This is a genomic window from Luteibacter sp. E-22, from assembly GCF_049913125.1.
Classification (GTDB): Bacteria; Pseudomonadota; Gammaproteobacteria; order Xanthomonadales; family Rhodanobacteraceae; genus Luteibacter.
Window position 1 is genome coordinate 3,020,743 of record NZ_CP183975.1, and the last position, 15,337, is coordinate 3,036,079.

Genomic DNA, 15,337 nt, shown 5'->3' on the forward strand with positions numbered 1-15,337 from the left:
CGGGTCAGGCGAACTGTCGCAGGAATCGCAGGTCGTTCTCGAAGAACGCGCGCAGGTCGCCGACCCCATAGCGGAGCATGGCGAACCGCTCCACGCCCAGGCCGAAGGCGAAACCCGTGTAGCGCTCCGGATCGATGCCGCAGTTCTTCAGCACGGTGGGGTGCACCATGCCGCAGCCGAGCACTTCGAGCCAGCGCGTGCTGCCGTCCTCGGCATCCCAGCGGATGTCGACTTCGGCCGAGGGCTCGGTGAAGGGGAAGTAGCTCGGCCGGAAGCGCATCTCGAAATCGCGCTCGAAGAACGCGCGCACGAACTCGGCCAGCGTGCCCTTCAGGTCGGCGAAGCTGGAGGTCTCGTCGACCAGCAGGCCTTCGATCTGGTGGAACATGGGCGAATGGGTCTGGTCCGAATCGCTGCGGTAGACCTTGCCCGGCGCGATGATGCGGATGGGCGGCTGGCGGCCCTGCATCGAACGGATCTGCACCGGCGAGGTATGCGTGCGCAGCAGGCGCCCGTCGCCGAAATAGAAAGTGTCGTGCATGGCGCGCGCCGGATGGTGCGGCGGGAAGTTCAGCGCCTCGAAGTTGTACCAGTCGTCCTCGATCTCGGGACCGTCGGCACGCTGGTAGCCGAGCCGGCCGAAGATATCGGCGATGCGCTCCAGCGCGCGGGTGATCGGGTGGATGCCACCGTATTCCCCGTCACGCCCCGGCAGGGTCACGTCGATGCGCTCGGAGGCGAGGCGACGGTCCAGTTCGGCCTGTTCCAGCGCCTGCTTGCGCGCGGCGATGGCGTCGGTGAGGCGTTCCTTGGCGCGGTTGACCTCGGCGCCGCGCGCCTTGCGCTCGTCGCCGGAAAGCTGGCCCAGCGCCTTCAGGGCCGCGGTGACCGCTCCATTCTTGCCCAGCAAGGCCACACGCACGGCGTCCAGCGCCTCGAGCGAGGGGGCGGATTCGATGTCCCGTAGGGACGCGTCGATATGCTCGATCGATTCCATCGGTTTTCCTGCTTTTTCCGGGCACGCAAAAAAGTGTGGGGAGAAGGCAAGCCTTCTCCCCACGTCATCCATCATCGCGCGATAAGACTACCGCGCGTGGTAAAGCGGATTACGCAGCCAGACTGGCCTTGGCCTTCTCTGCGATCGCACCAAACGCCTTGATGTCGTGCACGGCGAGGTCGGCGAGGACCTTGCGGTCGACCGTGATCTGCGCCTTGGCCAGGCCATTGATCAGGCGGCTGTACGACAGGCCGAACTGACGGGCGGCGGCATTGATACGGACGATCCACAGGGCGCGGAACTGACGCTTGCGCTGCTTGCGGCCGATGTAGGCGTACTGGCCAGCCTTGATGACGGCCTGGTTGGCTACGCGGAATACCTTGCGGCGGGCGTTGTAATAGCCCTTGGCACGGCCGATGATCTTCTTGTGACGACGACGGGCGGTAACGCCACGCTTAACACGAGCCATGGTTCAACCCTCCCTTAGAGATACGGCAACATGCGAGCCACACCCTTGGTGTCGCAAGCTTTGACGTGGTTGGGAGCGCGCAGGCCGCGCTTACGCTTGGTCGACTTCTTGGTCAGGATATGCGACTTGAAGGCGTGACCGGCCTTGAACTTGCCGGATGCGGTCTTGCGAAAACGCTTCGCGGCCGCCCGGTTGGTCTTGATCTTGGGCATCGGAATGCTCCGTATTCGGTTACTGACTGATCCGGCGGCGAGCCTTGGGAGACAACGCGCTTTCCATCCTGCCGGGAACGGTGATTCGGCCCATCCATACGGGCCGAGCCGGCGATGATACCGAATCGTGAAGGCTTCCGCCAGAGGCAGCTACCCCAAAAGGCACCCCACAAAAAAGGCGCCGGAGCGCCTTTTCTGGATCAGGCCTTCTTCTTCGGGCCGATCATCATGACCATCTGCCGGCCTTCGAGACGCGGGAACGACTCGACCACACCGTCTTCGCCGATGTCCGTCTGGACACGGCGGGCCAGGTTCTGGCCGAGGTCCTGATGGGACATCTCGCGACCGCGGAAGCGGATCGTGACCTTGACCTTGTCACCCTCTTCGAGGAACTCACGCATCTTGCGCAGCTTGATCTGGTAGTCGCCCTCGTCGGTGACCGGGCGGAACTTCACTTCCTTGATCTCGACCTGCTTCTGCTTCTTCTTGGCAGCGGAGGCCTTCTTCTGGGCTTCGAACTTGAACTTGCCGTAATCCATGATCTTGCAGACCGGCGGATCGCCGTTCGGCTGGATCTCGACGAGGTCCATGCCCAGCTCCTCGGCGGCACGAATGGCGTCACGGGTCTCCATGATGCCCAACTGCTCGCCCTCGGCGCCCAGCACGCGCACCCGCGGCACGCGGATGTCGTTGTTCTTGCGATTGCCCTTGTTATCGGTCGTAGCGATACCGCTATCCTCCAGAAGAATGATCCCAATACCGGACCCACGGCCTAGCGGCGGGTCTCGGCTTCCAAACGTTCGACGAATTGTGCCACTGGCATGGTGCCGAGGTCTTCGCCGCCGCGGGTACGTACGGAAATGGTACCCGTTTCCTTCTCGCGATCGCCGATCACGATGAGATAGGGCACCTTCTGCAACGTATGCTCGCGGATTTTATATCCGACTTTTTCGTTGCGCAAATCGGCTTCCACCCTGAACCCTTGTCCGACAAGGGTTTGCGTCACCTCGCGCACATAATCGGCCTGTGCGTCGGTAATGCTGAAGGCAACCGCCTGAATGGGGGCGAGCCAGGTCGGAAGCAAGCCCGCATGGTGCTCGATCAGGATGCCGATGAAGCGCTCCATGGAACCCACGATGGCCCGGTGCAACATGACCGGGTGCAGGCGCTGGCTGTTTTCGTCCACGTATTCGGCGCCCAGGCGCTCGGGCATCATGAAATCGACCTGCATGGTCCCGACCTGCCAGGCCCGGCCGATCGAATCCTTCATGTGGTACTCGATCTTGGGACCGTAGAAAGCGCCCTCGCCCGGCAGCTCCTCCCACTCCACCCCGGCCGCCGACAGGGCCCCGCGCAGGGCGTGCTCGGCCTTGTCCCAGACCTCGTCCGAGCCGATCCGCTTGTCGGGGCGGAGGGCGATCTTCATGGCGATGTCGTTGAAGCCGAAATCCTCATAGACCTTCATGGCCTGGCCGTGGAAGGCCGCGACCTCGTCCTCGATCTGCGCCGGGGTGCAGAAGATGTGGCCGTCATCCTGGGTGAAGGCGCGCACGCGCATGATGCCGTGCAGCGCGCCCGAAGGTTCGTTGCGATGGCAGCCGCCGAACTCGCCGTAGCGCACCGGCAGGTCGCGGTAGCTGTGCAGGTTGGTGTTGAAGATCTGCACGTGGCCCGGGCAGTTCATGGGCTTCAGGGCGTACGTGCGCTTCTCCGACTCGGTGAAGAACATGTTTTCCTGGTAGTTGTCCCAATGGCCGGACTTCTTCCACAGGCTCACGTCCATGATCTGCGGGCCACGGACCTCGCGGTAGCCGCTCTTCTTGTAGACGCCGCGGACGTACTGCTCCACCGCCTGCCAGATGGCCCAGCCCTTCGGATGCCAGAAGACCATGCCCGGGGCCTCTTCCTGCATGTGGAAGAGGTCCAGCTGCTTGCCGATGCGCCGGTGGTCGCGCTTCTCGGCCTCCTCCAGCTGGTGCAGGTAGGCCTTGAGGTCCTTGTCGTTCAGCCATGCGGTGCCGTAGATGCGGGTCAGCATCTCGTTGTTGGAATCGCCGCGCCAGTAGGCGCCGGCCACCTTCATGAGCTTGAACGCGCGCAGCTTGGCCGTGTTGGACACATGCGGTCCGCGGCAGAGATCGGTGAACTCGCCCTGCGTGTAGAGCGAAAGCTCCTCGTTGGCCGGGATGCTCTCGATGATCTGAGCCTTGTATTCCTCGCCCATGCCGCGGAAGAAGCGGATCGCCTCGTCGCGGCTCTTCACCGAGCGGGTGACCGGGATCTGCTCCTTGACGATCTTCTCCATCTCCGCCTGGATGGCGTCGAGGTCGTCCGGCGTAAAGGGCCGCTCATAGGCGAAGTCGTAGTAGAAGCCGTTCTCGACCACGGGACCGATCGTGACCTGCGCGCCCGGGAACAGGCGCTGCACGGCCTGGCCGAGCAGGTGCGCGGTGGAGTGGCGCAGGATGTCCAGCGCCTCGGGGCTCTTCTCGGTGACGATCTCGAGGGCGGCATCGTGGTCGATGGTGAAGCTGGCATCGACGAGCTTGCCGTCGACCTTGCCGGCGAGCGTGGCCTTGGCCAGGCCGGCACCGATCGAGGCGGCGACGTCCTGCACGGTGACGGGATGGTCGAACGGACGCTGGCTGCCGTCGGGGAGCGTGATCTGGATCATGGATGGTGTTCCGGACAAACAAAAAGGGCGCCAGGCGCCCTTCGAAAGGTGACGAAGACGTGGCGGGGGCTCAGGTTGGGAAGCGAGTAGTCCGCATGTCGCACACTCGGCCGGCGTTGCCGCGGGCCACCTTCGTCTCGTGGATATCGCGCAAAAACTAGATCAGCGCCGCTGCCGTGTCAATCCGGGCGTCCATTACACTGTGGGGCCGCCCAAACCGCAGGTCCCCACCATGCGCATCCTGGTCACCGGCAGCGCCGGTTTCGTCGGTTCCGCCCTCACCGAGCGTCTCCTCGCGCGCGGCGACACCGTGTTGGGCTTCGACAATCACAACGATTACTACGACCCGGCGCTGAAAGAGGCACGCCTCGCCCGCTTCGCCACGCATCCGGCATACACCCACCTGCGCGCGGACCTCGCCGAGCAGGCGGCGGTGGACAAGGCGTTCGCGGATTTCCAGCCGGAGCGCGTGGTGAACCTTGCCGCCCAGGCTGGCGTGCGTTACTCGCTCACCCATCCGCATGCCTACGTGCAGAGCAACCTGGTCGGCTTCGTGAACATCCTCGAAGCCTGCCGGCGGCATCGGGTGGGGCATCTGGTCTACGCCTCGTCGAGTTCGGTCTATGGGGCGAACCGGAAGATGCCCTTCTCGGTGGAAGACGCCGTGGACCATCCCGTCAGCCTCTATGCGGCCACGAAGAAGTCGAACGAGCTGATGGCGCATACGTACAGCCACCTGTTCGGACTGCCGACGACGGGCCTGCGCTTCTTCACCGTGTATGGCCCGTGGGGCCGGCCGGACATGTCGCCGATCCTGTTCGCCAATCGCATCGTCCGCGGCGAACCGATCGACGTGTACAACCACGGCCAGCACAGCCGCGACTTCACCTATATCGACGACATCGTCGAAGGCGTGATCCGTACGCTCGACCACCCGGCCATGCCGGACCCGTCGTATAACCCGGTGTCGCCGAATCCGGGTAGCTCGGCCGCGCCTTACCGCGTGTACAACATCGGTAACGATGAGCCGGTGCAACTGCTGGACTTCATCGGCCTGTTGGAGAAGCACCTCGGGCGCGAAGTGGAAAAGCGCCTGCTGCCGATGCAACCGGGCGATGTTCCCGATACCTGGGCGGATGTGTCGGCGCTACGGCGGGATGTGGGTTATGCGCCTGCGACGTCGGTCGACGAAGGGCTGGCGAAGTTCGCTGCCTGGTACAAGGACTTTTATAAGGTGGGCTGATCGTCAGCAGCCTGTAGGGCTTGGTGAGAACCAACCCTGGTAGGAGCGCGGCCCTCCGTCGCGTCAGAGCAACCGGCGCAGCAAGCCCGAGGCCCGCTGCGTCTTTCGCTGCACCGCATAGCCGAGGATGTCCGGCGCGGCCAGCGAGGTGAACCAGCGCCGCGCGCGGGTCACTCCCGTATAAACCAGTTCGCGCGTCAGCACGGGGGACGGTTCGGCGGGCAACGCGAGCGCGGTGTGCTCGAACTCCGAACCCTGCGATTTGTGCACGGTCATGGCATACACCGTTTCCACCGCCGCGAGGCGGCTCGGCACGACGAAGCGGATGCGTTCTCCGCCCCGCTCGTCCATCACCGCGAACACCACGCGCAAGGCCATGCCGCCCTGCCCGTCCGGCACCCACAGCGTGACGCCCACATCGCCGTTCATCAGTCCCAGCGCGTAATCGTTGCGGGTGACCATCACCGGCCGCCCTTCATACCATCCGTCCACCGCCTCGATGAGACCCCGTTCGAGCAAGCCCTGTGCGATGCGTTCGTTCTGCCGCACGACACCGTTGTCACCATGCCGCGTGGCGCAAAGTAATTGGAACCTCGCATACGACCGCAATGCGTCCGCTCCCCAAGCCTCGAAGTGCGCGAACGATGCATCCGCCGCCGGACGCGCCGCCTCGACCCGATCCAGGTAATGCGCATAACCGGGGGCTTCCCCTCGCCCTTCGATCGCCAGGATGGCGACCGATTCGGGAGATGGCGGCAGCGCGGCGACGTCGGTGTCACCGCGCTCGAACACCGAACGGACTCCCGCCAGGTCGCCGGCATTGATCGCGGCGGCCAGCGCGCCGATACCGCTGTCGTCACCGAAGCGGCGGCTACGCCGGAGCATGGCGACATGCTGGTCGAGCGCACGCGCCTCCGCGGGTATCGTCCACGGACCGACGTCGACGTGGCATACCGTGGCCAGCCACGCCTGCGTATCGACGTCGTAATACCCCTGCTCCGCGCGCGCGCAGAGGTCGCCGAGGACGGCGCCCGCTTCCACCGACGACAACTGGTCCTTGTCGCCAAGCAGGATGAGGCGCGCCCCGGCGGGCAAGGCATCCAGCGTCGCCGCCATCATCTCCAGGTCGATCATCGACGCCTCGTCGATGACGAGGACATCCACGTGCAAGGGATTGTCGCGGTCGTGACGAAAGGCGCGGCTGTCCGGCCGGCTGCCCAGGAGCCGGTGCAAGGTGGTGACTTCGGCGGGAATCGCCTGCTTGACGGCGGCCTCCACGTCGAGCCGCTCGATCTGCCCGGCGATGGATGCGTTCAATCGTGCCGCGGCCTTGCCCGTCGGTGCCGCAAGGCGGATGCGCAGGCGCGGCAGGCCTTCGCGATGGGCCAACGCTTGCAATAGTCCCAGCACGCGGACCACGGTGGTGGTCTTGCCCGTGCCGGGCCCGCCCGTCACCACGGCGAAGGCACCGCGTATGGCGATGGCGCAGGCGATCTTCTGCCAGTCGGGCCCGTCGCCATCGCGCGGGAACAGGCGGTCGAGTTCGATATCGAGGTCGGTCGGCACGGGCAGGCTGCCGAAGCGGGAAACGACCGCGTCGGCGACACGGGCCTCATCGCGCCAGAAGCGGCGCAGGTAGATCCAGTCGCCGTCCAGCACCAGGGGGGCGGCTGGATCGCCCGCAGGATCGGCCACGAGGGAGGACGTGCCGATCCAGCGCTCCGGCTCCGCGAGCGACGCCTCCATCTCGTCCAGGCGACCGACATCCACGCAGATATGCCCTTCGCCGAGTTCGCGACTGACCAGGGCTGCCATCGCCAGCACGCGCGCATCCACGTCGGGTTCGAGTGTGGCGAGGAAGCGTGCGAACGCGCGGTCGATGGAGCGCAAACGACCCTCGGCCACGGCCGTGTCGAGCCAGCGCGCGATATCGGCGATCATGCGGCCGCTCCTTCGAACAAGGCGTCGAGCGCGTCGATCATCGCCTTCGGTGGTCGCTCCACATGGACACCATGCCCCTTGCCGTCGATGCCGCGCAGATAGAGGTAGACGGCGCCGCCGATGTGCGTGTCGTAATCGTATGCCGCACCGAGCCGCGCGCGCAGCTGTCGATGCAGGGCGAGCAGGTAGAGCGCGTACTGCAGTTCATAACGGGAATCGAGGATCGACCGGCGCATGGCGGCGGGCGTATAGGCCTGCTCGTCGACACCCAGCCAGTTCGACTTATAGTCGGCCACGTACCAACGGCCCTGGTGTTCCACGATGAGATCGATGAAGCCCTTGAGCATGCCATTGACCCGGTCCGCCGCCAGCGAGGGACGCGCCGCGCCATCGAGCGTGTACTCGCGCACGATGCGGTCCAGCGCCAGCGTATCCACGCCGCGCGCCTCGAACATGAACTCGAGTTCGGCGCGATAACGGCGTGGATCGTCGAGGGCGGCCAGCACGAGGTGACGGCCATCCGGCAAGGCCAGCGGCGTGTGCAGGAAGCCGAGCAGCCAGTCGGTGAGCGGGTCGATGGCGCGCTCCCAGCCGCGACGCTCGCACCGGCGAGCCACGGTATCGCGAAGACGCGCCGGATCGGCGGCGACCTCGGCGAAGCCCTCTTCCGCGGCCCATTCGAGCAGGTCGTGAAGGAAAGTACCCGCCTCGGCGCCGCGCTCGAAACCATGGATGGTGGCGATATCGGCGGCGGTCGCCACCGGCTCCGTGGCGTATTCCACGATGACGTCGTCCGCCGCGGTTTCCGGCGCGGCCACGGCCTCGTCGGTATAGCGCAGCGCGCTATAGCTGGCGATCCACCATGGAGCGGCACGGACGACTTGGGGTTCGCGCGCCGGCTGGGGCCGTTCGTCCTGCGTGGCCGGCTGGTAAGGCCGCTCATGAGGGGCCGGCATGTACTCGACGGCGATGGAGGGATGCCCGTCGGCAAGCTCGCGCAACAAGCCTTCGATCGCGCCGTTGTCGATCTCCCGGCCGCCGCCGAGCACGTGGCCGAAGGCACCGCGATGCAGTTGCGGTTTCTTCGCCGGGTTATGGCAGACAGGCGCCACACCGACCCAGCAGGCATGACGCGCACGCGTCATCGCAACGTAAAGCAAGCGCAGGTCTTCCTGCAGCGCCGCACGCTCGGCCGCTTCCTTGGCCTCGCGCACGGGCTCGCCGGCGCCATCGTGACTGGCGGCGAGCAGTTCCAGCTGTGCACCGCCGACATCGTGATAGCGGTAGCCCTGGCCCGCACGAACGCCACCCGAAGCACAGGCGAACGGCAGGAACACCAGGGGATATTCCAGTCCCTTCGACTTGTGGATCGTCACGACCTTGACCAGGTCGTCGTCGCTTTCCAGGCGGACGACCTGGTCGTCGCCATGATGGCTGGAGGTATCGGCGATGCGCTCCGCGAGGTGGCGGATCAGCGCTTGTTCGCCCTCGATCGTGGCGGCCGCCTGCTGGAGCAGTTCCGCCAGGTGCAACAGGTTGGTCAGCGCACGCTCGCCACCCGGCGACTGGAGCAGGCGCGCCGGCAGATCGAAGACGTGAAGGAAGCGGTGCAGCATCGCAAGCACGCCGCCGCGACGCCAGGTCTCGCGCAGCTCGAACAACTGCTGGCCACGCCGTTCCCAGTGTCGCTCGTCGACGTTGAGGCGTTCCAGTTCGGCATAGCCGAGGTCGAGGCTGCGCGTGGCGAGCGCGGCGCGCATCGCCGTATCCAACGCGGGCTCCGCCACCGCCCGCAGCCAGAGCAGCACGTCGTGCGCCTCGGTGCTGTCGAGCACGGAATCGCGATCGGAAAGGAAGACGCTGCGCACATTGCGCCGCGCGAGCGCGACACGCATCTCGGCCGCCTCGTTGTGACTGCGCACGAGGATGGCGATATCCGCCGGCTTGAGCGACGCGAACGTGCCATCCGCCGACAGGAAACCGCTTTCGCCACGCTCCGCCGCTTGTAAAAGGTCGACGATGCCGGCCGCGCACGCGCCGGCCATCTGCTCGCGATACACACGAACCCCCACCGGTGCTTCGTCGTCGAGCAGCCAGAGGCGCAAGGCGGGTTGCGGCCGCCCCTCGATCACGAAGGTCTCCGCGCGGCCACGCGCCTTCACGGGGGCGAAGGGCAACCCGCGATCGGCGAAATGGAACGCCCCCGTGGCGTGGCGCTCCGCATGCTCGAATACCGCGTTCACCGCGGCCACCATGCTTTCGCTGGATCGATGGTTCGTGTCGAGGCTGTAGTGCGGCGGCTGCGCCTCGCCGCGTGCGGCGAGGTAGGTGTGGATGTCCGCACCGCGAAACGCGTAGATCGCCTGCTTCGGATCGCCGATCAGCAACAACCCCACCGCCGGCGCGCCCGCATACACGGCACGGAAGATCCGGTACTGGAGCGGGTCGGTATCCTGGAATTCGTCGATCAACGCCAGCGGGAACTGCTGGCGCAACGTCGCCGCCAGGCTCGCTCCCGACGGCGATGCCAGGGCATGGTCAAGGCGCAACAGCAGATCGTCGAAGCCGATCTGCGCCCGACGGCGCTTCTGCGCGGCGAAACGTTCGCGGACCCACTGCAAGGCATCCGCGAGCACGGCGTGGCGAACGGGCACTTTTCCGGCCTGCCATTCCTGCCAACGATCGAGCGCCGTGAACGCAGGATGCGCCGGCGGGGTCTTGCCCTTGCCGGTGGCTTTGGCCAGACGGGTCGCGGAATACCGTGCGATATCGAAACCGGCCGCATCACCGGCCAGCGACCAGCGGCGCATCGCGGCGAGGTCGGCTGGCATGCGCTCCGGCTTGTACCAACCGTTATGCAGGACCTTGTCGCGCGCGGCCGCGGAAATCATCGCCTCGATCGCATCGACATCCGCCGCCCACGCCGCGGCGGCGTCGGCGTTCCGGCGCACCGCTTCCTCGTCCCAGGCCGCGCGCCCGGCGAGCGTGGCGGCGATATCGACCGTCTCGGGCAATAACTCGCCGTTGACCCGCAAGGTGGTCTCGCCGCCCGCCAGGAGTGGCCGCAGCGAACGCAACAAGGCGTCAGGCGAGGTCCATTCCTCGATGATCGGCGCCAGCCGCGCCTCGTCGAGCGGGTAGAAAGCCTGTCGCCAATAATCGCGCACGCATTCGGCAAGCAACTCGCTTTCGTCGGGCTCCAGCGTTTGCGCGAACGCATGGCCACTGCCGAACGCGTGCTGGGTCAGCATGCGTTGGCTCCAGCCATGGATGGTGAAGATGGCCGCCTCGTCCATCCATTGCGCGGCCAGTTCCAACCGGCGCGCGCACGCCGCACGACGTTCCGCAGGCTGGGCATCCAGCAAGCCCGCGAGGAAGGGCTCGTCGGCGTGGTTTTCCCGGAAGGCGCGCGCCGCATCCACGAGGCGCGTGCGGATGCGTTCGCGCAGTTCCTGCGTGGCCGCTTCGGTGAACGTCACGACGAGGATCTGCGGGGGCAGCAGTGGTTCCGCGATGCCATGGCCGAGCACGGCGCGCACGTACAGCGCGGCGATGGTCCAGGTCTTTCCGGTGCCGGCGCTCGCCTCGATCAGGCGCACGCCATCGAGGGGCATCGACAAGGGTCGCAGCGGCTGCACGTCCGCGCTCATGCGGGCTCCACGCGCAGGCTGCCGATGAAATCGCGGTAAGGCTGCAACCCATGCTCGAAGCCCGCCTGTTCGAGCGCGGCGAAATCGGGATAGGCGCGAAGCAAGTAGGGATCGCCGTCCACTTCGCCGCGCGAACGCTCGTGCACGCCGTCATACGCCCTGCGCGCCGCGGCGGTGGCCTCCTCCGGCGATGCGATGGCCAGCGCCGCCAGCGCCGTTCGCACGGCGACCGGCAAAGGCGCGCGCATGCCTTCGAGCCAGGCGCGCACCAGGGTCTCCAGCATGCGCATGGCATGGCCGGCATCGATGGGCGCGAGGACCACGGTGGCATCCGGCCCGATGTAACGCGTCTCCAAGGCGATCCCGGCAGCCTGGGCCACGAGGTGATCGACCCAGGGCATCACCAGGCGGTGCGCGCGCACCGCTCCTTCGTTATCCAGCACGTTCGACGGCGACAACAGAAAGGCGGCGAGCCGCCCGTCACCATCGGCGCGAAGCTCCGCCAGCCAGTCCTCGATGACGATACCGGCGGCCTCGATGCGAACCTCGCGCTTGCCGGCATCGAGCGGCCACGCGCGCCGTTCGGCGACGAAGCGCGCGAACACGGTCGTCGCGGTAGCCTCGATCTCACGACGGACCGGCCCGGCGAAACCGCCCATCGGGAATACGCCGCTGCGTTGCAGGCGAGCGGCGGCGGCATCGATCGAGGACGCCGCGTCGCCCTCCCCATGAATCGCGGCACGCAATACCGCATCGGTCATGCTGAACCGGCCGAGCCCGTCGATGGCGAACGGCTCGAACTCATCCGTCGCGACCTCGGCGGCGTCGAAGCGGATGCCCAAGCGCGACTGGAAGAATTCGCGCACGGGATGGCGCAGGAAACGGCGCAGTACCGCCAGGCCGAGTGGCCGCTCGACGGAAACAGGGGGCAAAGCCTCGTCCACCGCCCGTTCGCCGCCGTCGTGGGCCTGCCGCCATTCGCTCGCATAGGTGAAGAGCCGTTCGTCGCCGATGCCGAAATAAGCGCGACTGAAAGGCTGCAGCGGATGCTCCACCGTGATGCGCGGCAGCAACGGCCCGCCGTCGCTTGCCTGCCAACCGGCTGCAAGGTAATCGCGCAGTTGCCCCACCAGCACCGACGGCGCGCGCTCGGCATTGTCCCGCGCACTACGTCCCACCCAACCGATATGCAATGCGTCGCGGGCGGAAAGCAATGCTTCGAGGAACAGGTAGCGATCGTCCTCGCGTCGCGAACGATCGCCTGGACGCCAGGCACCCGGGCGCGACATCAAGTCGAAATCCATCGGCGGACGCGCGCGCGGATAATCACCGTCGTTCATGCCCAGCAGGCATACGAGGCGGAACGGGATGGCGCGCATCGGCATCAAGGTGCCGAAACTCACGGCACCGGCGAGGAAGCGCTTCGACAGGCCATCGTCGTCGAGTTGTCCCAGCCACGCTTCGCGTACCACGTCCACGGGAAGCGGTTCCTCGAACGCGGCTTCCGCACAGGCGCGCTCCCAGGTGTCGAGAGCTTCCTGCAGGCGCTGAATGCGCATGCTGTCGTCGGGCTCGGCGGCCTCGAAGAACTCGCGAAGCAGCGCTCGCAAACGTGCACCCCACATCGCGGGTGGCGCGGGCTCGGCCATCGACCGCCAGTACGCCCCGAGGCTGTCCAGCAGATCGGACAAGGGCCCGACCAGTTCGGCGTCGAGTCCACCGACCTCGTCGTAGGGCTCGATGTCGCCCCACGCGTCGCCACGCCCGACCGCGTAGCCCAGCAGCATGCGCCGCAAACCGAAACGCCATGTGTTCTGTTCGAGCGCGGGCAATCCCAGCGATGCCCGTTGCGTGGCGTCCAGTCCCCAGCGTATGCCGGCACCTTCGATCCAGCGGTGCAAGAGGGAGAGGTCGTCTTCGCCAAGCCCGAACCGCTTCCGTATCGCCGGCACGTCGAGCAGATCGGCCAGGTCGCCGGCGGCGAAGCGTGACTCCGTCATGCCCAGCAACATGTCCAGCGCCATCACCAGGGGCACGCTGCCACGCGAAGCGCGGTCGGCCACGCTGAAAGGGATATAGCGCGGGTCGTCGCGCGGCACGCGGCCGAACACCGCGTCGATATGCGGACCGTAGGTCTCGATGTCCGGCACCATCACGATCACGTCGCGCGGCAGGATCAGGTCGCCCTCGCGCGCCGAGGCTTCGAAGCGCGCCAGCAACTGATCGTGGAGGATCTCCACCTCGCGCTGCGGGCCATGGGCGACGTGGAAGGCGATGCTGGTGTCGCCGGAGTCGACCGCCGCGGGGATCGCCGGAACGGCTTCCAGATCGAGGATCGCCGCCTGCACCTGCCCGAGCAGGCGCCGGGACGATGGCTCGGCGAACAGGTCGATACGCTGGTCCCACGCGGTGAAACGTTCGCGGTAACTCTCCGGATGATCGAACTCGTCGAGCATGCGGATATAGTCGCGGCCCTGCTTGCCCCACGCCGCCAGCAACGGGTTCGCGTGCAGGTGCATGTCGGCGTCGGAGGGCAAGGCGGGCATGCCGGGCTTCAACGCCTGGCGCCGGCGTTCCGCGCGGAGCAGTTCGCGATCGTCGACGATGTCGGCCCAGTAGTGCCTGCATGGGTTCATCACCACCAGCAGCACCTGCGACCAGCGGGAGATGGCGGACAGCGCTTCCAGTGTCTGCCGTGGCAGCGACGACATGCCGAACACCACGATCCGCCTGGCCAGTCCCGTGGGCCGCGAACCGGCCGACGCGATCGCTCGCAGGAACCGTTCGTGCACGGCGGCGCGATGGCCCTCGGCCTCCATGGGCCCGACATCGTCGAGCAGGCGCCGCCACAACACGGCCTGCCAGCGATCGCCGGCGGCCATGACGGGCGCACCGCCGCGCGCGTCGCGCAACACATCGCGCCCGGCCGCCCAGTCCTCCAGCCAATCGGCCCGGTACACCTGGTACTGGTCGTAGAGGTCGGCCAGCCGCTCGGCGAGCTGGTGGCATTTGCGCGGATCGTCCTCGTGGCCCAGGTAGGCGGCGAGCGATTCGAAATCCGGCTCCTGCGAGAGTGAGGGCAACAGGCGCATCAAGCGCCAGACGAGCCGTGACTTGTCGAAGGGGGATTCCTGCGGCACCGCCTCGCGCCCGAGCACCGCGCGATAGGCCTTCCAGAGGAACCGCCCCGGGAGCTGCACGTTCACCGCCGCCGAAATGCCCAGCCCGCCCTCGTCGACCGCCCTTGCCAGCGCCATCTGAAACCACTGTGCGATGCCGTTGGACTGGACCAGCACCCATTCGTCCTCGAGTGGCGCCAGCGGCGCGCGCCGAAGCCACGCGACCAGGACGTCGCGCAGTTCCTCCAGGCGGTTGCCGTGCAGGACCATCAGGCCCGGCGCGATCTCGTCCACGTCGTTCAACGGGCGGCTCCAGGGCGAAAAACATCAGCGTGGATCATCGCCGATCCACATCTCGCCGGGCGAGACTTCAGAACGGCTTGGCGACGACGAGGAAGACGATCGCGAGCAGCACCAGCACCGGCAGTTCGTTGAAGAGGCGCAGCATCTTCGTCGGCGGCAGCGCGCCACCGGCGATGCTGCGCTTGAGGAGGCGGCCCGACCAGATGTAGTAGCCGAGCATGACGACGACGAGCGCCAGCTTCGCATGCAGCCAGCCGCCGGAGATGTGGAAGTACAGCCAGAGGACGAGCCCGAACAGGAAGGCCAGCCCGAACATGTTGTGGCCGAACTTGTACAGGCGGCGACCCATGAGTTCGAGCCGTGCCTTCACCGCGGGCTCGCTGCCGGCCTCGCCGATGTTGACCAGGATGCGTGGCAGGTAGAACACCGTCGCCATCCAGGCGATCACGAAGACGATATGCAGGGACTTGATCAGCGGATAGGCCAGCACCGGCAGCGCTCCGTGGGGAAAGTCCGTAGTTTAGGCAATAAAAAAGGAGCCGAGGGCTCCTTTTTGCGATCTTCGTGCCACTCGCCTGAGGGAAAGTGGTGGGCGGTACAAGGATCGAACTTGTGACCCCTACCATGTCAAGGTAGTGCTCTACCGCTGAGCTAACCGCCCGAAGAGCTGCGCAGTTTACCGGCCGCCGCACGGCTCCGCAAGGGTCCGGCCGAGATTTTTTGCCCGGC

General features: G+C 66.5%; 10 protein-coding genes and 1 tRNA gene. 1 reads left to right on the plus strand and 10 read right to left on the minus strand.

Annotated features, from left to right (window positions below; genetic code table 11):
• Positions 1 to 4 precede the first annotated feature (4 nt).
• The 5 genes from pheS to thrS form a co-directional block, all read right to left on the minus strand.
• Entirely contained in the window at positions 5 to 997 is a 993-nt protein-coding gene (gene pheS / locus ACN9M2_RS13480) for a phenylalanine--tRNA ligase subunit alpha (RefSeq protein ID WP_306850328.1), read from the minus strand.
• A gap of 109 nt (positions 998 to 1,106) precedes the next feature.
• Entirely contained in the window at positions 1,107 to 1,466 is a 360-nt protein-coding gene (gene rplT / locus ACN9M2_RS13485) for a 50S ribosomal protein L20 (RefSeq protein WP_306850326.1), read from the minus strand.
• A gap of 14 nt (positions 1,467 to 1,480) precedes the next feature.
• Entirely contained in the window at positions 1,481 to 1,678 is a 198-nt protein-coding gene (gene rpmI, locus ACN9M2_RS13490; protein WP_036114929.1) for a 50S ribosomal protein L35, read from the minus strand.
• A 200-nt stretch (positions 1,679 to 1,878) separates the two neighbouring features.
• Entirely contained in the window at positions 1,879 to 2,406 is a 528-nt protein-coding gene (infC, locus tag ACN9M2_RS13495; protein ID WP_371024013.1) for a translation initiation factor IF-3, read from the minus strand.
• Positions 2,407 to 2,450: 44 nt separating this feature from the next.
• Entirely contained in the window at positions 2,451 to 4,352 is a 1,902-nt protein-coding gene (thrS, locus tag ACN9M2_RS13500) for a threonine--tRNA ligase (protein WP_426285211.1), read from the minus strand.
• 232 nt (positions 4,353 to 4,584) lie between these two features.
• On the opposite strand from thrS, the gene ACN9M2_RS13505 reads away from it, so the two are divergent.
• Complete coding sequence (locus ACN9M2_RS13505; RefSeq protein ID WP_426285212.1) at positions 4,585 to 5,595, plus strand: NAD-dependent epimerase; 1,011 nt, start codon at positions 4,585 to 4,587, stop codon at positions 5,593 to 5,595.
• A gap of 63 nt (positions 5,596 to 5,658) precedes the next feature.
• On the opposite strand, the gene recD is transcribed toward ACN9M2_RS13505, so the two are convergent.
• From recD to ACN9M2_RS13530, 5 genes are all read right to left on the minus strand, one after another.
• Positions 5,659 to 7,536 (minus strand): exodeoxyribonuclease V subunit alpha, encoded by a 1,878-nt coding sequence (gene recD / locus ACN9M2_RS13510; RefSeq protein ID WP_426285213.1) that lies wholly within the window; start codon positions 7,534 to 7,536, stop codon positions 5,659 to 5,661.
• On the minus strand, positions 7,533 to 11,186 hold the full coding sequence (gene recB / locus ACN9M2_RS13515; RefSeq protein WP_426285214.1) for an exodeoxyribonuclease V subunit beta: 3,654 nt from the start codon (positions 11,184 to 11,186) through the stop codon (positions 7,533 to 7,535). Before recB ends, recD begins: the two co-directional genes overlap by 4 nt.
• Positions 11,183 to 14,599: an exodeoxyribonuclease V subunit gamma gene (gene recC, locus ACN9M2_RS13520; protein WP_426287927.1), complete on the minus strand. Its 3,417-nt coding sequence runs from the start codon at positions 14,597 to 14,599 to the stop codon at positions 11,183 to 11,185. Before recC ends, recB begins: the two co-directional genes overlap by 4 nt.
• 76 nt (positions 14,600 to 14,675) lie before the next feature.
• The gene (locus ACN9M2_RS13525; RefSeq protein ID WP_426285215.1) at positions 14,676 to 15,098 is read right to left on the minus strand and encodes a CopD family protein; all 423 of its coding nucleotides are present in this window, start codon (positions 15,096 to 15,098) and stop codon (positions 14,676 to 14,678) included.
• Positions 15,099 to 15,194: 96 nt separating this feature from the next.
• Positions 15,195 to 15,269, minus strand: a tRNA-Val gene (locus ACN9M2_RS13530).
• Between the last annotated feature and the right edge of the window lie 68 nt (positions 15,270 to 15,337).

What these genes read in the sequence shown, in the direction of transcription:
- thrS (WP_426285211.1), bottom strand. Translation starts at nt 4,352, where the DNA reads ATGATCCAGATCACGCTCCCCGACGGCAGCCAGCGTCCGTTCGACCAT.
- ACN9M2_RS13505 (WP_426285212.1), top strand. Translation starts at nt 4,585, where the DNA reads ATGCGCATCCTGGTCACCGGCAGCGCCGGTTTCGTCGGTTCCGCCCTC.
- rplT (WP_306850326.1), bottom strand. Translation starts at nt 1,466, where the DNA reads ATGGCTCGTGTTAAGCGTGGCGTTACCGCCCGTCGTCGTCACAAGAAG.
- recB (WP_426285214.1), bottom strand. Translation starts at nt 11,186, where the DNA reads ATGAGCGCGGACGTGCAGCCGCTGCGACCCTTGTCGATGCCCCTCGAT.
- pheS (WP_306850328.1), bottom strand. Translation starts at nt 997, where the DNA reads ATGGAATCGATCGAGCATATCGACGCGTCCCTACGGGACATCGAATCC.
- rpmI (WP_036114929.1), bottom strand. Translation starts at nt 1,678, where the DNA reads ATGCCCAAGATCAAGACCAACCGGGCGGCCGCGAAGCGTTTTCGCAAG.
- recD (WP_426285213.1), bottom strand. Translation starts at nt 7,536, where the DNA reads ATGATCGCCGATATCGCGCGCTGGCTCGACACGGCCGTGGCCGAGGGT.